Annotated in this window: 17 protein-coding genes and 1 pseudogene; 11 read left to right on the top strand and 7 right to left on the bottom strand. The window is 45.2% G+C overall.

The genetic code is table 11. The features are described from left to right. A pseudogene (locus tag ABZD21_RS17685) lies at nt 1-384 on the top strand (type I glyceraldehyde-3-phosphate dehydrogenase); the annotation flags it as partial. A gap of 115 nt (nt 385-499) precedes the next feature. On the opposite strand, the gene ABZD21_RS17680 reads toward ABZD21_RS17685, so the two are convergent. Then, the gene (locus ABZD21_RS17680; protein ID WP_372776449.1) at nt 500-1,744 is read right to left on the bottom strand and encodes an ABC transporter permease; all 1,245 of its coding nucleotides are present in this window, start codon (nt 1,742-1,744) and stop codon (nt 500-502) included. Between the two features lie 382 nt (nt 1,745-2,126). On the opposite strand from ABZD21_RS17680, the gene ABZD21_RS17675 reads away from it, so the two are divergent. The 8 genes from ABZD21_RS17675 to ABZD21_RS17640 all read left to right on the top strand — a co-directional run bounded on the left by ABZD21_RS17675 (nt 2,127) and on the right by ABZD21_RS17640 (nt 11,390). Continuing rightward, a complete protein-coding gene (locus tag ABZD21_RS17675; RefSeq protein ID WP_372776448.1) occupies nt 2,127-2,648 on the top strand; it encodes a hypothetical protein in 522 nt (173 codons plus the stop codon). A 55-nt stretch (nt 2,649-2,703) separates the two neighbouring features. Further along, nucleotides 2,704-3,615: a tRNA (adenosine(37)-N6)-dimethylallyltransferase MiaA gene (gene miaA, locus ABZD21_RS17670; RefSeq protein WP_372776447.1), complete on the top strand. Its 912-nt coding sequence runs from the start codon at nt 2,704-2,706 to the stop codon at nt 3,613-3,615. Next, a complete protein-coding gene (locus ABZD21_RS17665; protein WP_372776446.1) occupies nt 3,608-4,069 on the top strand; it encodes an NUDIX hydrolase in 462 nt (153 codons plus the stop codon). The genes miaA and ABZD21_RS17665 overlap by 8 nt, the downstream gene beginning before the upstream one ends. 25 nt (nt 4,070-4,094) lie before the next feature. Continuing rightward, complete coding sequence (locus ABZD21_RS17660) at nt 4,095-5,243, top strand: glycosyltransferase (RefSeq protein ID WP_372776445.1); 1,149 nt, start codon at nt 4,095-4,097, stop codon at nt 5,241-5,243. Nucleotides 5,244-5,451: 208 nt separating this feature from the next. After that, nucleotides 5,452-7,698, top strand: a complete 2,247-nt coding sequence (locus tag ABZD21_RS17655) for a bifunctional (p)ppGpp synthetase/guanosine-3',5'-bis(diphosphate) 3'-pyrophosphohydrolase (protein WP_372776444.1) — start codon at nt 5,452-5,454, stop codon at nt 7,696-7,698. Nucleotides 7,699-7,766: 68 nt separating this feature from the next. Beyond that, entirely contained in the window at nt 7,767-8,216 is a 450-nt protein-coding gene (locus ABZD21_RS17650; protein ID WP_372776442.1) for a Fur family transcriptional regulator, read from the top strand. Nucleotides 8,217-8,396: 180 nt separating this feature from the next. Beyond that, nucleotides 8,397-9,674: an adenylosuccinate synthase gene (locus ABZD21_RS17645; protein WP_372776441.1), complete on the top strand. Its 1,278-nt coding sequence runs from the start codon at nt 8,397-8,399 to the stop codon at nt 9,672-9,674. A 567-nt stretch (nt 9,675-10,241) separates the two neighbouring features. Further along, a complete protein-coding gene (locus ABZD21_RS17640) occupies nt 10,242-11,390 on the top strand; it encodes an alanine racemase (RefSeq protein ID WP_372776440.1) in 1,149 nt (382 codons plus the stop codon). Here the strand turns inward: ABZD21_RS17640 and ABZD21_RS17635 are convergent. From ABZD21_RS17635 to ABZD21_RS17610, 6 genes are all read right to left on the bottom strand, one after another. Next, nucleotides 11,345-13,147 (bottom strand): prenyltransferase/squalene oxidase repeat-containing protein, encoded by a 1,803-nt coding sequence (locus ABZD21_RS17635; protein ID WP_372776439.1) that lies wholly within the window; start codon nt 13,145-13,147, stop codon nt 11,345-11,347. The genes ABZD21_RS17640 and ABZD21_RS17635 overlap by 46 nt on opposite strands. After that, nucleotides 13,144-13,989, bottom strand: a complete 846-nt coding sequence (locus ABZD21_RS17630; RefSeq protein WP_372776438.1) for a prenyltransferase/squalene oxidase repeat-containing protein — start codon at nt 13,987-13,989, stop codon at nt 13,144-13,146. Before ABZD21_RS17630 ends, ABZD21_RS17635 begins: the two co-directional genes overlap by 4 nt. Further along, nucleotides 13,989-15,548: a polyprenyl synthetase family protein gene (locus tag ABZD21_RS17625; protein WP_372776437.1), complete on the bottom strand. Its 1,560-nt coding sequence runs from the start codon at nt 15,546-15,548 to the stop codon at nt 13,989-13,991. The genes ABZD21_RS17630 and ABZD21_RS17625 overlap by 1 nt, the downstream gene beginning before the upstream one ends. A 27-nt stretch (nt 15,549-15,575) precedes the next feature. Continuing rightward, on the bottom strand, nt 15,576-16,751 hold the full coding sequence (locus ABZD21_RS17620; protein ID WP_372776436.1) for a radical SAM/SPASM domain-containing protein: 1,176 nt from the start codon (nt 16,749-16,751) through the stop codon (nt 15,576-15,578). A 3-nt stretch (nt 16,752-16,754) separates the two neighbouring features. After that, nucleotides 16,755-17,525, bottom strand: coding sequence for an ATP-binding protein (locus ABZD21_RS17615; protein WP_372776434.1), 771 nt, complete (start codon nt 17,523-17,525; stop codon nt 16,755-16,757). Between the two features lie 326 nt (nt 17,526-17,851). Beyond that, nucleotides 17,852-18,481 carry a hypothetical protein gene (locus ABZD21_RS17610; protein ID WP_372776433.1) on the bottom strand — a complete coding sequence of 210 codons (630 nt, stop codon included), beginning with the start codon at nt 18,479-18,481 and terminating at the stop codon, nt 17,852-17,854. 250 nt (nt 18,482-18,731) lie between these two features. Between ABZD21_RS17610 and ABZD21_RS17605 the strand changes: the two genes are divergently transcribed. Together ABZD21_RS17605 and ABZD21_RS17600 are read left to right on the top strand one after the other, a co-directional pair. Beyond that, entirely contained in the window at nt 18,732-19,889 is a 1,158-nt protein-coding gene (locus ABZD21_RS17605; RefSeq protein ID WP_372776432.1) for a tyrosine-type recombinase/integrase, read from the top strand. A gap of 137 nt (nt 19,890-20,026) precedes the next feature. After that, the gene (locus tag ABZD21_RS17600; RefSeq protein WP_372776431.1) at nt 20,027-20,944 is read left to right on the top strand and encodes a hypothetical protein; all 918 of its coding nucleotides are present in this window, start codon (nt 20,027-20,029) and stop codon (nt 20,942-20,944) included. The last annotated feature ends 151 nt before the right edge of the window (nt 20,945-21,095 follow it).

The following is a 21,095-nucleotide window of genomic DNA, read 5'->3' as shown; positions in this document are numbered from 1 at the left end:
TCATCAACTGGTGCTGCTAAAGCTGTAGGTAAAGTAATTCCTGAGTTGAATGGCAAATTAACAGGTATGGCTTTCCGTGTACCAACTCCTGACGTTTCAGTTGTTGACTTGACTGCCCGTTTGGAAAAAGGCGCTTCTTACGCAGAAATTTGTGCTGCTATGAAAGCTGCTTCTGAAGGTCCGTTGAAAGGTATCTTAGGTTATACGGAAGATCAAGTTGTTTCTAACGACTTCGTTGGTGACACTCGTACTTCTATCTTCGATGCTGGCGCTGGTATCTCATTGTCTCCAAACTTCGTAAAAGTAGTTTCTTGGTATGACAACGAAATGGGTTACTCTGCAAAAGTTTGCGAATTGATCCAATACATGGATTCAGTAAAATAATTCTGAACCCATTCATATAATATTGAAGGGCATCCGAAAGGGTGCCCTTTTTTATTTCATCATGTACAAAAAACCGGTTCGGAACAGTCACGATTGATCGTACTCGCAATAAAATCTATTCGTAGCGTAAACTTTCGATGGGATCGAGGCGCGATGCCTTTTGTGCCGGATAATAGCCGGATACGATTCCAACTCCGAAACAAATCAGCACACCACTAACGATCCAAAACCACGGAATAATAAAGCTACTTCCAATTAAACCCGAAACGATGTTGCCGGTCAAGATCCCAAGTATAATCCCCAGTACTCCGCCCATCTGTCCGATGACAACCGCCTCAATTAAAAACTGCTGCCGAATTCGACGGGAATTCGCTCCGATAGCTTTCCGAACGCCAATTTCACGGGTGCGTTCAGTAACTGAAACCAGCATAATATTCATCAACCCAATCGCAGCACCGAGCAAAGTAATCAATCCGATAATGGTTGCCACCATGGTAATTTTCCCAATATTATCGAGCAACATTTGCACCAGATTATCGCTTTTTTCAATATTAAAGTCGGTCTCGTCCTGCGGATTCAAGCCACGCACAATCCGGAATAAACCTTCGCTTTCCCCAATAGCTGCCTCCATCAGCTGCGGATTGTCGCACTTTACCTGAATATTAAAATTCATTTGCGGACGTGAGAAATACGCTCTGACATTCGAGTACGGGAGCAAGCACATTTCGTCTCCAACGCCTCCAAATCCACCACCTTTTGCCTTTAACGTCCCAATAACCTGGTAGCGGCCTCCGCCTACCCGGATCTCCTTGCCAACCGGATTCTCACTTTTGTCAAACAATCGCCTCACCAGTCCATCTCCCAGCAGCACCACATTCAATCCGGCCTCCAGATCCTGAGCGGATATATTTCGACCTCTGGCCAGTTCAAATCCCGAAGTATAAATATAGTTTTCATCGACTCCTGTAACCGAAACATTCGGATTCGATTTTTTCGTCCCGTATTTAACCGTTGCCGTTCCGCTTCCACTAACTGAAATGGAACTTAAAACCGGGAAATCAAAACGTTCTTTAAACTCTTTTGCCTGATAATAATTGATGTAGCTGTGATTTTTCGTCCGAATGCGACTATGTCCGACCTGCATACGAATTCCTCTGGAGGTAATTGTAAAGGTATTCGCGCCCATGAAGGTAAATTCTTTACTTATCGAATTCTTAATTGAATCTGTTGCTGTTAATATCCCAACCAAAGCAGTAATTCCCACCGCAATAATCAATACCGTCAGTACAGTTCGAAGCAAATTTGATCGAACTGAATGAAGGGCAATCCGTAGATTTTCGAAAAAAAGGGTATTTCGCATAAGGGCCTTTATTAACTGGCATGAAGTTCTCAAAATATTCCTGTATAAGCAAGACCGTTTTCTATAACGGAACATGACAGGAGCAAATTCAGGTCGGTTAAAACAACTACCAGCCATTCGTTAACCGATGCCGAACCGGTCCTGATCTGAACCACTCAAAATGCACTATGATAAACAAAACAGGTTTCCCGATAAAAATAATTCGAAAGTTTATGTCGCCTAAAAAACACATTACCAGACGGTTGCTCCAGACAGAATCCCAGTTAATATTTTTTAACATTTATTACCTAACCTTTTTAAAACCATCGCCGTTAAACAACCCTGTGTGCAAAAATGAAAGGTAAATAAGTTTTAAATCTTTACATTAAAAACAAACTAAAGTATGATTTACCAGTTTAAAGTTGCTTCAACTGAAATGCCGGATTTTATACTTGTTGTTGAAGCCGACAGCAAACACACATTTGCCGACCTGCACAATTGCATTCAGGCCGCATGCGGATTCAATCCCGACCAATTAGCTTCGTTTTTTGTTCCGGGGTCCAAATGTGGCAAGCAGCTTGAGATTACACAACTTGAAATGGAGTTCTGCGAACGGAACAACTACGTCATGGACAAAACTCCGCTTCAAGAGATGCTTAGACTAGAGAATCAGAAAATGCTATATGTTTTCGATTTTTTCATGGACAGACTGTTTTTAATTGAATTAACGCAGATTAAAATGGGAAAAATTATGACTGAACCTACCGTTGCCTTTAAAAGTGGTAACGCACCTTCTCAATTGCTCGAAGAAGAGCTTTTAGAGCAGGAAGTAGACGAAAAAAAGGAAGAATGTCTGGATTATGGTGATCTGGATGATTATACCGAAATTTTTGGTGAAATGGAGGACCTAACAGGAGGGTTTTAACCCTCCTTTTTTTTTCGGAAAAAGACCTACCTTTGCGGGCTCCAATCGTATTTAAATGAACAAGACTCTTATTGTAGTAGTGGGGCCAACCGGCATCGGAAAAAGTGATCTGTCAATCCGAATAGCCCAACACCTGAACACCGAAATTATTTCAGCCGATTCGAGGCAAATTTACCGGGAGCTTTCCATCGGCACTGCTGTACCACCTGCCGCAGATCTTGAAACGGTGAAGCACCACCTGATTCACAACCATTCAATTCACGAATACTACAGTGCCAGCTCATTCGAAACAGAGGCGTTGAATATCATTACTGATTTATTTCACACCAACGACCAGCTCGTTTTAACCGGTGGCTCGATGCTCTACGTCGACACGCTTTGTCATGGGATTGACGACATTCCGGAAGCCGATCCGGAAATCAGGAAACAACTGGTTGTTGAGCTTGAAGAAAAAGGGTTGGATCATCTGCGACTTCAATTGAAACAACTCGACCCGGACTACTACGCCAAGGTCGACCTGAAGAATCCGAAACGCATCTTACATGCTCTTGAAATCTGCCTCACGTCGGGCCAAGCCTATTCATCGATGCGAACAGCGCAGAAAAAAGAGCGTCCTTTCCGTATTCTGAAAATTGGGCTAAATCGCGACAGAACCGAATTATACGACCGCATTAACCGACGGGTGGAGAAAATGATCGAGCAGGGACTGGTCGAAGAAGCCCGCAGTGTGTATGAATTCAAAAACCTAAACTCACTGAACACCGTTGGATACAAGGAGCTGTTCGCTTATTTCGATGGTGAAATTAAGTTGGAAGAAGCCATTGATTTAATCCAACGAAACTCGCGACGATATGCCCGAAAGCAACTAACCTGGTTCCGCAAAGACGAAGCCATCAATTGGTTTCAACCGGAACAAGCAGACGAAATTATCCGGTTTATTGAAACACAACTGGCACTGCATGACTAAAGCGACACTCAATCATTTTAACATTCGGGTTTACGGACTCATTTTAAGTGACGACAACGAGGTGCTCGTTTCCGACGAATACCAACTAAACACCCTGATGACCAAATTCCCCGGAGGAGGAATGCATTTTGGCGAAGGAACCATTGACTGTCTCCGCCGCGAGATGCGCGAAGAATGCCGGCAAGAGATCTGCACCATCGAGCACTTCTATACCACCGACTTTTTTCAACCTGCCTTTTACTTCGACAACCATCAGTTGATTAGCATTTATTATACTGCCAAACTTAGCCAGCCGGTAAATTTCAGGATTTCTGCTACCCCTTTCAACTTTGAGAAACACGAGAACGGAAGTCAATCGTTTCGCTGGCTGGCGCTGAAAAATATAAATCCCTCCGAATTTACTTTCCCAATTGACAAACATGTTGCAAATTTACTGGCCGAAAAACACAGGTAATAAACAGGTCAGGAAAAATTTAAACATGAGCAAGGGAATAACCATTAAAATGATCGGACCAGCCTATCCCTATCGGGGAGGATTGGCCAGCTACAATGAGCGGTTAGCGAAAGAATTTATCGCCTGCAACCATCAGGTAACGCTAGAGACTTTTCGCCTGCAGTACCCCGATCTTTTATTTCCCGGAAAAACACAATTTGTCGATGGCCCCGCACCGGATCATCTATCCATTGTGCGCACTGTTAATTCCATCAACCCGTTCAACTGGATCAAAATCGGACTTCGAATTAAAAAGGAAAAACCAGATATGCTGATGATTCGCTACTGGCTACCTTTTATGGCTCCCGCACTGGGAACCATTTGCCGGTTGGTTCGATCGAATAAGCACACACGGGTTATCTGCCTGGCCGACAACATTATTCCACATGAAAAACGTCCCGGAGACAATCTGCTAACCCGCTATTTCATCAATAGCATCGACGGCATGGTCGCGATGTCGCAATCGGTGCTGGATGATATTCACCAATTTCGCGACAGCCTGCCACACGCGCTATGTCCACACCCGCTCTACGACAATTATGGCCCAAAGACCGACTTAATTGAGGCAAAAAGTCTGTTGGGGCTCGACCGTCACACAAATTATCTGTTATTTTTCGGCTTCATCCGCGAGTACAAGGGACTAGATTTGCTACTGGAAGCCTTTGCCGATCAGCGACTCCGCAAATTCCCCCTCAAATTAATTATCGCAGGTGAGTTTTACACCAAACCAGATCCCTATTTAAAACTCATTCAACAACTAAAGCTAAGCGACAAGGTAATTCTGAGAACCGATTTTATTATCGAAAAACACGTAACCCGTTATTTCGGCGCCAGTGATATGGTTGTTCAACCCTATAAAAGCGCGACTCAAAGTGGTGTCACCCAAATTGGCTATCATTTCGAAAAACCGATGCTGGTGACCAACGTTGGTGGACTTGCGGAAATTATTCCGGACCAGAAGATTGGTTACGTCACAGAACCAAACGCAAAAGCCATTGCCGACGCCTTGGTCGACTTTTACGAAAACAAGCGAAAAGCAGAATTTGAACACAATATTCTGGAAGAAAAAAAGAAATTCTCGTGGGCAAACCTGGTCAACGCGTTTATGACTGTTTATCACGAAGTAAAGAAATAAGGAGCCGGATGTCAACGATTCGACATCGGCCGCAAATCACCACAACGCGATTATTCGATGGCTTCGCATGAACAATTCCAACTTCATGCAGCTTTTAATGTGTATTAAAGATTGGTGAACTTTTCACGGCAAAACAGGCCGCTGAAACCAGCGTTAATGCGAAAAATATATATTTACAGATTACAAATCATTTTCTGAGCGATTTTTTATGGAGGACGGGATTAGCAAATTGCAAACAAAAGCAGACCAGCGACTCATTGCTGACTACTACAACGACCTGTATCGTTCGTTCGATCAGCGCATTTCAGAAGAAGGCAGGGATCGAATCCGGAAGGCTTTTGAGTTTGCGAATAACGCCCATGCCGGAGTAAAACGCAAATCCGGTGAGCCATACATTATTCATCCAATAGCTGTTGCCAATATCGTTTCGAGCGAAATTGGTCTGGGTGCCACCTCCATTATTGCAGCCATCCTGCACGATGTAGTTGAAGACACCGACTACACCCTGACCGATATGGAAAACCTGTTCGGTAAAAAAGTCGCACGAATTGTTGACGGGCTGACGAAACTTTCGGATGAATTTACAGCTCAACACGACTCAAAGCAAGCGACCAATTTCAGAAAGATGCTGATGACCCTGTCGGATGATGTGCGCGTAATTCTTATTAAGTTAGCCGACCGCCTCCACAACATGCGAACGTTGGATAGCATGGCTCCGCACAAACAGCTGAAGATTGCTGCCGAAACACTCTACATATTTGCTCCGCTTGCTCACCGCCTTGGTTTGTACGCCATAAAAACAGAGCTGGAAGATTTGAGCTTAAAATATAAGCAACCTGAAACCTACAATCTGATTCGGTTCAGGATGCAAAGCCAGAAAGAAAAGCGCGACGATCTGGTAAGCGAATTCATCAAACCGATTGAAGCGGAACTGACAAAAGAGGGCATTAACTTTACCATCTCCGGCCGCTTGAAATCCATCTATTCCATCTGGAATAAGATGCAAACCAAAGGGGTGTCGTTTGATGAAATATATGATTTACTTGCCATCCGGATCGTTTTCAAACCCAAGGATAAAGTATCCGAAAAACGACAATGTTTTGACATTCTATCGTTGATTACCGACATTTACAAACCCAAACCCGATCGAATTCGCGATTGGATTACCATGTCGAAAGCAAATGGGTACGAAGCGCTCCATGTCACCGTGATGGGGCCGGCCGGAAAGTGGGTCGAGGTTCAAATCCGCACCGAACGCATGGATGCCATTGCCGAACGAGGATTTGCAGCCCATTACAGATACAAGGGAGAATCGTCGCCCGAATCGGAAATCGATCGTTGGCTGGAGAAGATCCGCGAAATGCTTCAGAATCCGGAATCGGATGCGCTGGAATTCCTGGACGAGTTTAAGATGAACCTGTATTCGTCAGAAATTGTCATTTTCACCCCAAAAGGTCGAATGGTGAACCTTCCGAAAGGAGCTACAATCATCGACTTTGCCTACGAAATTCACACCGATTTGGGGAACCACTGTATTGGTGCTAAAATCAACCACAAACTGGTGCCCGTTAGCCATACCATCGAAAGCGGTGACCAAATTGAAATCCTGACATCAAAGTCGCAAAAACCGGATATTGAGTGGCTAAAATTTATAACAACAGCCAAGGCAAAAGGGAAAGTTAAACAAGCCTTTAAGCTGGACAAGCGCCAGCACATTGATCAGGGACGGGAGATTATCGAAGAAAAACTGAAAAGTTACAAGATAAAACCAACCTCCGACACCCTAAAAAAGCTGACAGCTTATTACAACCTATCGAATAAAGACCAACTCTACGCCCAAGTAGGAATGGGATTCATCGATTTTAACGACATCGAAAACATCTTAAAATCCCGGCGACAAAATAAACTCGCCCGATATTGGAAACTATCGTTCGGGAAAAAATCACAGGACGACGAGTTGGAACTGGAACTGCCGAACAAATCAATCGATAAAAAAAGCACGTTCATTCTTACTGAAAATCCTGACGAACCCAACTACTCGCTGGCCAAATGTTGCCAGCCAATACCCGGCGACAATGTACTGGGCTACCTCACATCGTCCAATCATGTTGTGATTCACAAACGCAAGTGCCCAACAGCAAACAAACTCATGTCGCAACAAGGCGACCGAATCATCACCGCCGAATGGACAAAATTTAAAAAACGTTCCTACCTCACACAGCTCAAACTAAACGGATTCGACCGGGTTGGCATCGTAAGCGAAATCACGAACATCATCTCCAAACAGAACAACATCAACATGCGAACTGTTATGTTCGACACCCACGACGGCATCTTCGAAGGTGAGCTCTATTTGTACATTCACAACGTTGATGATTTGAACAATTTGATCGCACGACTTATGAAAATCAAGGGAGTAGACAATATAGAACGGATCGAGAAAATTGCGGATTAATTTTTATTTAGTCTAAACTATTTTAAAAAAATTCCTATTTTTGATCCTTATTTTAAATTAGTTTTAATATGAATAGTCCTCGTACCAAAGAGACTGTCAAAAATATGTTCACCGAATATCTGGAGAAAAACGGCCATCGGAAAACGCCCGAGCGGTTTGCAATTCTCGATGAAATTTATTCTCGTGAAGGTCATTTCGACATTGAGTCGCTGTACATTTCGATGAAGAACAAGAATTACAGGGTCAGCAGGGCTACGCTTTACAACACAATTGATTTACTATTGGAATGTAAATTGGTTGTTAAACACCAGTTTGGAAAAAACATCGCCCAATTTGAAAAGGCGTTTGCAACCCTTCAGCACGATCATTTAATTGACACCAACAACGGCGACGTTCACGAGTTTTACGATCCGCGCATTCGGGAGATTATCGAAGAAGCCTGTTTGAAATACAACTTCAAGCTCTCGCACCACACCCTCTATATTTATGGCGAACAACTTAATAAGCGAGCCAAATAGCAACTCTATAAATTCAAATCCGCTCAAGATATAAGCGGATTTTTTTACCCCCATTGCCAAAAATAATTCGTACTTTTAGCTGCCAAATATAAATCTAGCTGGCACCGTAGAAATTAGCTGCACACCTCGATAGCTATCTTCTGCGGTTTAATATGTCTGGGAATCTGTAAAACACTAGTAATGAAAGTAGATGTTATTTTAGGTCTTCAATGGGGAGACGAAGGAAAGGGAAAAATCGTTGATGTATTAACCCCTAAATACGATGCGATTTCGCGCTTCCAAGGTGGACCAAATGCTGGTCACACGTTGGAAATTAACGACATGAAACATGTCCTTCACACCATTCCCTCCGGAATATTTCACGAAAATAAAGCCAATATTATTGGAAACGGTGTTGTTTTAGATCCGATTGTATTCAAAAAAGAAATTGAAGGAATACTTGCTTTGGGCATCGACCTGCACAAAAACCTCTACATTTCGAAAAAGGCGCATTTAATTCTGCCAACCCACAAATTACTTGATGCAGCTTCTGAAGCAGCCAAAGGCGATACAAAAATTGGTTCAACCCTTAAAGGAATCGGACCAACCTACAAAGATAAAATTGGCCGCGACGGCCTTCGCGTTGGCGACTTAGTAGAGAACTTCGAAGAAAAATACAGCAGCCGGGTGGAAGCCCACAAAGAAATGCTGGAAAAGTTCTATCAGTTCGACTATACCGAACTACTGGAGCAGATGGAAAAAGAATGGATGGAAGGCGTTGAAATGCTGAAATCATTCACGCTGGTAGATAGCGAGCACATGATCAACGACCTGATCACCGATGACAAATCTGTTTTGGCCGAAGGGGCTCAGGGAACCTTGCTGGATATTGATTTTGGTTCGTACCCGTTTGTGACCTCATCGAATACCATCTGTGCCGGTGCATGTACCGGTCTGGGTATTGCGCCCCAAAAAGTAGGGCGTGTATTCGGAATCTTCAAAGCCTACTGCACACGTGTAGGAATGGGCCCATTCCCGACTGAGTTGTTCTGCGAAACCGGACAAAAGCTACGCGATGCCGGAAATGAGTATGGCTCAACCACCGGACGCCCAAGACGCTGTGGCTGGCTCGACCTGGTTGCCCTGAAATATTCCATCATGATAAACGGGGTGACCGAGTTATTTATGATGAAAGCCGATGTGCTTGACGCGTTTGAAACGATTAAAATATGCACCGGTTATGAAATCGATGGTGAAGTGACTGACAAATTCCCATTCGAACTGAACGATCAGGTAAAACCTGTTTTTGTTGAACTTCAGGGATGGCAAACAGACCTGACTCAGTTGACCCACGAAAACGAATTCCCGGAAGAATTCAACAACTACATTAATTTTATTGAAGAAGAAACCGGCTTACCGATTACAATCGCGTCGGTTGGGCCAAACCGGGCACAGACAATCATGCTTGAAAAAGAATAATCCGTTTCCGAATAGATAAAAAAAAGAGTCCATTACCGGACTCTTTTTTTTTGATCTGCCACAGCCGAAATTTGTCTTATTCATTGATTTAACTAACTTTAACGGGCAAGTTTTCAAGAAATTGACTAGACGAACCCGGATAAAAACATATGTGCGCTACACCTTTGTTTTTTTCATCCTAAAATATACGAGTTGTTCTAACTTTTCGTGAATGAATCGCTGTGGCAGATCTGCCGTCTATTTCATTTTTGGTCTCTTTTCGGATGGCCAGGATGAATCGCACGGAACATACGATCTATCAGGCTGTTTAATTAACGGAATAAGGAAAACAGATTCAATCGTCCTCCGACTTTCAGGTCACTGTTTAAGTCTGGTAAACGACAGAACCGAACGTATAACAGGGTAGTTTCGCAGGTTTGTTATTTCATCAGTGATTAATTTGTTTTTTTTCTGATGAAACGCACATGTTGCCGGAAATAAAATTCATTTGGTGTATGTGTTCGGAACAAGATGTTCGTTTCTTAAAATTCATAAATTGGTACGTGAGTAATTCTAAAGATTGATACAATGGACATTGTACGCCCCACTCTATTATTAGACAAAGAGATTTGTCTCCGGAATATTGCCCGAATGGCTGAAAAAGCCAAGGCGAAAGGGCTAATTTTCCGACCGCATTTTAAGACACACCAGTCAGCGGTTATCGGCAATTGGTATCGCCAATTTGGCGTTACAGCCATCACTGTGTCATCGGTCAGAATGGCGCAATACTTTGCCCAAAACGGGTGGGACGACATCACCATCGCTTTCCCGGTGAATATTCTCGAAATCAATGAAATCAACGCGTTGGCCGGGCAAATTCGCCTCAACCTGCTGATTGAAAATCTGGAATCAGTTGAGATGCTGAGTGAGCAAATCAGTGAAGACGTTGGCATCTTTATCGAGATCGACACCGGATACGACCGTTCCGGAATTGCTCCAAACAAATACTACGGAATCAATGCGATGCTCGATGTGATTCGGGCTACCTCTCAACTTCAATTTAAAGGCTTTCTGTCGCACACCGGGCACACGTATACCGCGCAAAGCAAACACGACATTTACAACCGGCATTTTGATGCGGTGCTAAAAATGAAGTCGCTTAAGAACCAGTTTCGACATGAATTTCCGGATCTGATTCTTTCGCTGGGCGATACCCCTTCGGCCAGTATCTGCGACAATTTCAACGGCATTGACGAAATCAGGCCCGGAAATTTCATTTTTTACGATTTGATGCAACACCAACTTGGAAGCTGCAATCTTGAAGACATTGCAATTCGCGTGGTTTGTCCGGTTATCGGGAAACACGGAAGCCGAAGTGAAGTCATCATCTACGGTGGTGCTGTCCATATCTCAAAAGATTCCATTATCAACCTGGATGGGAAACACCTGTATGGCCAGGTTGTCGTTAATAAAGAAGGGGAAAAAGTGTTGCTTAGCGAACGAAACTATCTGTATAAAATAAGTCAGGAACATGGAGTGATTCGAACAACGACTAAAGGGTTCGCGAACTTTAAAGTAGGCGATTTAGTCGAGATTATTCCGGTACACAGCTGCCTGACTGCCAACCTGATGGGCAACTACCTAACCACTGAAGGCGAATGGATTCCGATGATGAGCTCTGACTTCTACAATCAGCCGGGTTCATCCAGCAACAGCCTGTTTACCGCTTCTAAATAACAAGTGACCGGGTATAGTTTTTCGTGATACCACAGCGACGCGAAATAGAGCCCGATCGGGGCAGCTGTCAAACCGAACGCTTGCTCGTAGTCGTGCAGCCAGGCCATTGCTTTAGTGCAAGCCTGCCGATAAGTTTTCTTTCCGGCTAACGCTGAAACGGCTAATGCTGTTTCTTCAATACTGCCGGGAATGCCACCATCGCCTCCCCAGCTACCGTCGGCATTTTGAACGACCACCAAATAGCTCCGGGCTTTCGAAATCATCACCGCTAGTTTGTCTTTCAACGCCCCGTTCAGTTCATTCTGACAGAGTGCATCGCTCAGGTAGCAAGCCACCCGTGCTGTTCCATACACCGGATTCGCATGATTTGCCTGCCGTTGATTTCCGAACCAAAGCGGCAACCAACTGCCATCGGCCTGTTGCCGATGCTCGAGGTAATTGATGGCACGGTTCAGCATTGTTTGTATTCCGGCCCTCTCCGAAGCAGTCAGCCTGGACTGGCAGCGATTTAGTGCCATAGCCAAGGCCAACACACAGTGGCCGGTTAAGTCGCAACAACTCTGGTCGAACGGCAATTTTCCCCATCCCCGCGAAAAAGTTGGAAAGCCACCATCCGAATTTTGTAAATCTTTCAGCCACCGGCAGGCAACAACAACCGCCGACAAGCTTTCAACACGATGGTCCAACTGCATGAGAGCGAGCATGGCACCGGGCGTGTCGTCGCCATCGGGCACAGAGCCGGGAAAACTGGTCCAGCCCCACCCTCCGGGCTGACTTCCGTTGAAGGGATGAACCGCCCTGGTTTGACAGTCCAGCAAGTGCTGAACCAACATACGTTTCTGCGGAGCCGACAATACCCCATCAGCTTGTTGTCGCAATGCCTTCACCGATAGCGTAGTTACCCAGGTCGACAAATCAACATCAATCGCCCAGCCCCCATCGGAGCGCTGGGTGTTCTTCAAAAATGAAATTCCTTTGGTAACAACCGGATGATCGCGAAAGCCGGCATTAATCAAACTCAGCGACACAAAAGCCGTTAGCGGAATGGCTTCGAGAAAGCCACCACTCGCGGGCATCATTCGTTCAAGCCGTTTTAAGGCCGGTTGAATTGAGAAATGACGGATTGCCCGCCAGAACCAGTTAGTCCTCTTCTTTTTGTACACCACAATGCCAACCGCAACCAACGCCGGAATAGCATAGCTAACAACACTAAGTTTTAAGAAGCGATAGAATTTTCGCGGCAGCAAAGCCAACTCGTAGGGCAGCTGCGGAATAAACTGAAATGCTTTGGGGCCGGGAACACCACACAAACCACAGAGGGTGAGAATAGGCACCGAGAAGGTATAATCGTTTTTATAATGTGTAAGAATGACTTGAATGATCTCCTCTGACCGGACATCGATTCCCTGAATCAGCAGCCATTTTTCAGTTTTAGACTGAAGCGCACACACCGCCCGATTGGCCGGGTACAAATTCAGCGCCGCGTAAACCAACAAGCTGGTACTCACATTTCCGGGGCTGTCGACGGTGTCGCCAAAGCTACCGTCGGCATTAACCTGTTGTTGCAACCACTCCAGCCCCAATTGGATTTGTGGGGCATGCCGGTCGGCATCGTGAAAATGCAAGGCAGCCACTGCCACAGCAACGGCCAGCGCACTCGACGACAACTCACCTGACCAGAAGCCCTCCGGATTCAGTTCATCCAATAAGAGCTGACTAAGTTGCTCCGACTTATGCTGTAGTTGGGCCCTGCTCATGGTTGCGGTGTATTTAAAACCCCGGCAAGGCTCCCCAGCGTCAACAAACCATAAAAGGTGTATTCCAAATCGCGCTCCCGGTCGCCGGTACCCGACATAAAAGCTCCCGAGCTATAATTCTGCTGCAGGAAACCGAGACAATCGGGCGCTAACAAACGAAGATCGGCGCCGGCCTTTTGCAGAGCAAACAGAGCCACCCCTGTCGACAATAAATCGGCTTCGTGCATTTGCTCAAAAGCAACAAATCCCTGCCCCCGCTGAAAGAAACCCAGCACCCGCTTTTCCAGTCTAGCGGTTGTCATTCCCAGATTCGATTTAGCAACCAACAGCGCTGCTGCCATACTGCAGGGCGCTAATTTTGGCAAGCGATAAACCGACAAAAGCAGTCGGCCGAGCCGGCGCACCCATTTTTTCTGACCATGCGCGGAATCAACCACAAGCAGCACCAGAAAAACCTGGTAAGTCATATTCACCGGGAAGTCTCTCATCAACAACATGCGAAGCAGTTGAAATGCAGAGCGCTTCTTCGCCAACACTGTTTGTTGCAATAGCAGAAGTGAAAACCGATGAACGCCGTTTCCCAACTCCTGCGCATTGAGGGTGGAAAGATAACCGCGCAATCGGCTCAGTTCATCAGTCATTCCGAGGGCGCTGGCCAGCCAAAAGCCGAACACGGAATAGTACAAATCGGGGCGCCCTCCCCGATCTTCAAAACCACCGGATGAATGTTGCCTTAAACGAACAAAGTTTTCAATCTCCAATTGCTGTTCATCGTCGAGCAAGGTTGTTCCGGTTTGCACGGTATTGATGAACTGCTGAAATAAAGCTTTCTGAAGCGCCATCACGATTCGTTTTTAAAAAGTTTGCCCAGCAAACCGTAGAGGCTCAACCTCAGTTTCAGGTTTTGAAGGCGATCCAATTCCCGATAACACTTTTCGACATACAAACGCTGAAAAGCATCGGTATGCCGGTCAACTTGTTCACGGGCAATAAGATCGCGAATCTGCACCAGATCCATTTGCGGTAGCTGTTCAACAACCGGTTGGCGCTGCGTTTCCTGCAGTCGTTCTTTCAATAAAGTTAACAAGAATGGAAAATGATGACGCTGTTGCTGCTCCGTTTCTGTCCGGTACTCTTGCAGGTCGTCGCGAATTTGATAAGCAATTCCAAACCAGTCGGCAAACTGAGCAAGAACCTGCAAATCCGATTCGGGAGCACCGCCCTGAGTAGCGCCCAGCAGTAGAGCCACTTTCACAGCTTCGCCGGTTTTCCGGGCAAAAATATGCAGCACGTCATCCACCGAGAACCGGAACACATCGTCGCACATTGCCAGATCGTCGCCCTGTCCACCCGACAAATTCAGATGCGATTGCGCCACTATTTTCAGCGAGTCGACAGTTAGCTGCGGACCGACTTTCAGTCCCGCCAACAGCCGGTATCCTTTCCCAATCAGGTAATCGCCCACATTAATGGCTTGCGGAATGCCGGCAGTGCGATGAAGCGTTTGCTGCTGGTAGCGAAAATCGTCGCCATCTTCAATATCGTCGTGAATGAGCGATGCTTTATGAAAACACTCCACAATAATGGCCAATGCCGTTTGCAGCTCTTCGTTGGGTTCCGAAACATACGAACGGTACGCCAGAACCGCCAAAAGCGGTCGAATACGTTGTCCGCCAATTTCGAGCATTTCCAGCGCTAACTTGTCTGTTTCATGTTTTTCGTGGAAGTAATTTTGAAGTGTCGATCTGGTGAAATAGTCCTGCACATGATCTTTCAACAGCGAAACCGACAACGGTTGTTTATCGGGGTGAAAGCGATATTGGTGCATTTCTTCGAACAGCCAGCCATAATCGGCTTTGGTGTTTTCGCAACCATCGTACAACAGCGGAAGCCCAATAACCGGAACAGCGGAACGGGATACCGGCTCGAACGAGCGTTGCAGCACCGGCATACAGCTAACGCCGATCACCGCATCAATAGCGCCCTCTTCAACCAAGCCAACCGCAACGGTTGTTCCTTCGGCCACCAGCGTGGTGTACCCCAGCCCTTCGGCTTTAGTAAGCACCGCATCAATCTGGCAGCCTTTGCATCCGGCACATATCAGTCCCAGCTCATCCATTTCGCCTTGGCACGACTGTGTATTCTTCAGGCATTGAGGCAATAGCAACAAGCGGCGGTCAAACGGAGTAGCCGCAATCACATCGCGCCACAGTTCGTTACCACACAAAACGAGGGTGAAGTCCAGAAATTCGTGATCGAAATTTAGTTTTGCCAACAGTTCAACTGCCAGCTCTTCCAAGCGGTCGAAACCCAAAGGTGGCGTGAGCTTTTTTAGGGCAACCAAAGCAGCTGCTTCGCGCCTCAGCTGATTGCGAACTTTCACATCTTTGGGAACATTCAATAATCGGTGCGTTTTAATCATATCGCTTTATCCGTAGGCGCCCAATCCGAAGAAAGCGCGGTTTTTAGCCAGTTTATACCATCGGTTTTTTTCGGGAATAACTTTACTGCCTCCATGACTGCAAACGGTAGGCATAGCCCGAAGGCGTCGGACTTCATTGTCGCGTCCGGAACTATCGGTTGCAGCGTGCTTTTCGACAAAGTCGGCCAGCCACTGCGGGTCGTCCATCACAATGCAACCAGCTGTTTTTCGGGGCAATTCGCGCTTCAATTCCTTTAAGAAGACTGAATCCCGGTAAATCTCAGCCAGTGGTTTATCGTCGACATGGTCGGTTGCAAACTGAATGACCGGGCAAGGTTCAATGTATCCCGAGGCGTTGATGTGATGACTTAAGCCTGAGGCCGCCGGACAAAGACCGTTTCCATCGCCATCCCAATAAGCATCGATAATCAGTAAGTTATAGTTCGTTCGCGCGTCAACCAGATGTTGCCGCAGCTGATTAATTTCCTGCCGATCCAAACAAAGTTCGAGGGAGGCGTTTTCGCCCGCCGGCCGGTAAATATAGTACCACAAATAAACCACTCCCCGATTAATAAGCCCTTGAATAAATTCGGGCGACAGAGCCATTTGCATATTCGACTTACAAACACTAATGGCCACACCGGTTACCAGCCCGGCTTGGGTTGCATGATCGATGGCGTGCTGCGTACGTTGATAGACATCGGTTCCACCGCGCCGGATATCAGCCACTTGCTCGTCGCCTTCGAAACTAATGAGCGGAGTGACATTGGCACATTGCCGAAGTTCTTCAGCAAGCTCCTGAGTTAGCAACGTTCCGTTGCTGAACAGTTGAAAATAGCAGTCGGAATGTTTCCGGAAAATATCGAACAACGGCTTATACAGCAGGGGTTCGCCGCCCAAAATACCAAAGAAATACGATCCTCTCGCTTTGGTTTCGCTAATAATCCGATCTAGTTGTTCGGGAGCCATCCGGTTGTTTTTCTTCTTCCCCATCACCCAACATCCCTGGCAATTGAGGTTACAATCGTCGGTAACCGATATGAAATGAAAGGCCGGAAAGAACTCCCCTTTTTTCAGACGTTTCTGAAACCGGTTAAAGCCGATTGCTCCTTTGATACCCAGATTATAAACAAATTTGTAGAGGCATCGGCGGTCGGTTTTGGTAAGCAACTGCTTCAACATAGTTTAGTCGTTTAATCGATTCATCTTCTTAATTTCTTCGAGCGCCTGTTGTCGTTCATCTTCAGCCAGCTTCAATACATCGGGCCTAAAGATTGATTGACGTGCCTGGTTACGCTGGTTGAGCTGAGCCAACAAGCTGCTTTGTTGCCCTTCATTTTTGGCCGAAATAGCGGTTGGCAAGGCCCCCGAAAGAACACTATTTTCGACCAGACGTGGAAAAATAATTGCCTGAGCCGGACAAGTTCGTCCACAAGCCGGACAGTTATTTTTACACGATAACGGATTGACAACCTCCAGACTTTTCCGCTTAAAACGATACACGCCGAACAGGCAGAAGCGCGCGCATTGTCCGCAAACAGTACAGCGGGAAACATCGATCACCGGATACCAGGCCGGAACGGTTAAGTCGGTGCGCTCAAGCCTATAATTTGCCTCGCCTCGCGCAATTGAATGGGTTGTATGCAATTGTGTTATAATCGACTCGTCATTCAACTCCCGAAAGTTGAGCACCCGGTAATCGCCCAGCTCGGCTCCACCTTGTTGCAACAGGTATTTAATTGCTCGCGGATAACAGGCTACAATGGTTTTTTGCCGGTAGCCGGCCACCATTTCGACTAGTTTTTGCGGTGCATGTACCGAAAAGGCGCACAGATCGTGCAGCTCAATCACGTCGGCATCCAGCTCTTTTAGGCTGTTGGCCAAATCGTCGGCCCGCTTGTCCGAGATTAAGTTAGCTCCGCAGCGACAAAAAAGGATGCAGCTCGTGTGTTTCATACGCTCGTTTTTATAGGAATTACTAAATAAGTTAAATTCTGTGTGAATGAGAAATTTCAATTGTTATTAATCCCAAATGGAGAAGTCGTTCCGCCACGGCTGTTAATCCATCTATCCCGGAGGGATTGGATAACAATAGGTTAAACAACCGCAGTGATTGATTCGTGGTCCCCGGATGGGGATAAACACCACACTCTCCCACCCCCATGGCTTTTTGATCCCCCGGGGGGGGAACCGGTCGATGTTCGCAATTCTGGTTTCTATTGCTATTATTTCCCAACGGGGAAGGGAGATTCCGGAAATTAGCTTGCGAGCCTCTGTTGCAGTTACAGGTAGAAATGCTTATCGGGAGAATAGGCCGAAAGATTGGCTTTTCGGAAGAACAAAAAAAGGCTGATTTTTGCCGAACCGGGGCTGTACGGCAGATTGAGCGTTGTGTAACCATCGGACCGGCAAGCATTCAATGCAAAGGGAGCGGCTCCTTCGGGCTCGTAATAGATCCCCATAAGCTGGTCGGTTGGGCTTGCCAACTGGCTTACGTGTGTTGAGTCCCATCGGATATCAATCTGTGTTGGGTTGTCGCTACAGCGTTCGGCACAAAAGTTTTGCGGCAAAGGTAAGTCGCCGATCGAGAACCGGAGCAAACTGGGATCGGCCACACATCCGTTTTCGTTAAAAGCGGGCATATTGGCTTTTAAAAACATGTTATAAGCCGTTTGCCTGGCTGTTGCAACGCAACTCCAGATAGGTGTTACCACGGTAGCCCGATAAGCTTTATAGTGCCTGACTGCTCCCACGAAGCGCTGTCGATGTTGCTTTTGTTTCAGACTCCAACTGTCGGCCTTCCGCTTTTGGGGAGCTATACGCACAATTGTTTCATCGCCATAAGTTACAAAGACCAAAGAACCTAATTTTCCGGATAGTTGCAGACCTCCTATATTCTTCGTTTTTGCCATATTCGTTCTATCTCCTTCTTTTTTGTTTCTTTTCTGTATTTTTTCTGTATCTAACCTTACAGGAAGCTTACAGAAACCTTACAGAAAGGTAGTAGAAAGTTAGTACTTATTGCGAAGAAAAACAAAACCGAACCCCCTAAAAATAAGTTGACTGGTTGGGTAATTTTTTCGGAATGCATGGCACGAAACTAAATCGGGAAATAAATATCTTTTTGTAAATTGTAGGTCGGAAACCAACGAATGAACGACCATGCCGGAACAAAAACTCATTAAACTAAGCCCTGCCGAACATACAAAACAGGCAATTGTGCTGATAAAGTTTGAATACGACGACGAATTGTTGTTGCTTGTTAAGCAGTTCAACGGTGCTCGATGGAGCCAAAGGATGCACTGTTGGTACATTCCACGGGAGCAGTTCGATTTGCATACCTTTTTCGAGACTTTCAGGGGAAAGGCGTGGGTTGATTACAAGGAACTAAAAAAGCCCGCTCCCACTAAGCCCATTCCGGCTGCTCCTCCCCGGCCAACGTATAACCTTAAAAGGCTCAAGGCAAACTTAAACGCGGATACAATCGCACGCATTCAAACATTTAAAACCTGGCTGGAACAGAAGCGCTATGCCGAGAATACAGTAAAAACTTACATTCACCAGTTGGAAATTTTCTTTGGGTACTATGCCAGCAAAAGCCCGGAAACCATCGTGAACGAGGATATAACCCGTTTCAATACCGAATTCATTATGAAACACGGACTAAGCGCAACGTTCCAGAACCAGACTGTAAGCGCGTTAAAATTGTTTTATGAAAAGAATCTCAAGCGGCAACTTAATATTGAAGAGATTGAGCGGCCGTTGAAATCCAAGCCCCTACCCAAGGTGTTTAGCAAGCCCGATCTGGAACGATTTTTACAGGCTATTACCAATCCGAAACACAAAATGGCTATGATGATGATTTATTCGTGCGGGCTTAGACGAAGCGAGTTGGTGAACTTAAAACTGGAGCACCTCGACTCGAGCCGAAGAATGCTTTCGGTGATCAAAGCAAAAGGGAATAAAGATCGCATGATTCCGTTAAGTGACCGAACATTGGAGAAAATTATAACCTATTATCGTGAACATCGCCCAAAGAAATACCTAATTGAAGGCCAATACCCAGGCAAAGCACTAACAGCCTCGAGCTTACAAAAGGTTTTCGAGAAAACACTTACAAAAGCCCGGATTGAAAAGCCATACACGCTGCATTGCCTGAGGCACAGCATTGCCACCCACTTATTGGAAAATGGAACCGATTTAAGGTACATTCAGGAACTGCTGGGGCATAAGTCGTCAACCACGACCGAAATCTATACCCATGTAAGTAATAAAAGCCTACGAAACATTAAAAACCCTTTTGATGATCTCGATTTATAAGATAAAAAAAGCTCCTCATAAAACATGAAATAACTATTTATAAGATAACTTTGGTGGACAGACAACAAAGTTAGCGGTAATTTTAAAAACTGTCAACCAATTTTAGGAAAAGACAGACGACAAAATCATTAAAGAATATGAAAAAAAAGACATTAAAAAAATCAATAAAGATTTTATCTTTTGCTGTATTGACAGCTGCGGTTCTTGGAGAGTTTTATTTAAGACATTTTCAAGGTTTTTGTGATGCACCCCTTTATATTGAGAGCAAAAAATATGAATATATCGCTGCTCCAAATCAAGATGGAAAGAGATTCGGGAATCACTATTATTATAACGCATATTCACAGAGAAGCAAAGAACCTGATTCATCAAAAAAGAAAATTTTAGGATTAGGTGATTCTGTTCTATTTGGGGGTGTGCAATCAGACCAAGATAGTATTGCGACTTCATTATTTACAAATGAACAATCTGATTATCAAATGTTGAATATTTCTGCGGGAAGCTGGGGACCAGATAATTGTGCTGCATACCTGAAAGAAAAAGGATTCTTTAATGCAAAAGAAATGTTCTTAGTTGTAAGTAGTCATGATGCACATGACAATATGGATTTTAAACCTACAGTCGGAGTTCATCAATCATATCCAGACAAACAATATCATTTAGCATTGGTAGAGTTGTTTGACAGATATTTGAAACCAAGAGTTTTTAAATACCTCATACACAAAGAAGACTTAGACCCTGACCAACAGGTTTTAAATGGAATAGGTATACAAAAAAATGGTAAAATATTTAATCCTGGTTTTGATGAGTTAAAGTCAATGTCTGACAGTCTTTCAATTCGTTTAATTGTTTATTTGCACGCAGACAAACAAGAGTGTTTAAATAAAGAATACAATGAACAAGGTCAAGAAATAATTAGTTGGGCTGAGAAAAATAACATAAAACTAATCAAAGAAACTGATTACGATTTTGACGAGTCAGATTACAGAGACGGCATTCATATTAACAATAAGGGGCAACGAAAATTGGCGAACATAATAAAAGGGATATACTAAAAAACTACCGCTAATCGAGTAGCCCGCCCCACTAGCAAACACTAGCAGGGAGAGGCTCTCACACCACCCAGCGTACGGGTCTCGTACTGGGCGGTTCATTAAGACATAGGGCAACTTTTCCGTAATAGGTAAGCATGGCTTCGAATCCTCG

The organism is Mangrovibacterium sp., assembly GCF_041596335.1.
Taxonomy (GTDB): domain Bacteria; phylum Bacteroidota; class Bacteroidia; order Bacteroidales; family Prolixibacteraceae; genus Mangrovibacterium.
The sequence above is the reverse complement of the archived record's forward strand: the minus strand, read 5'-3'. Positions and strand labels throughout refer to the sequence as shown.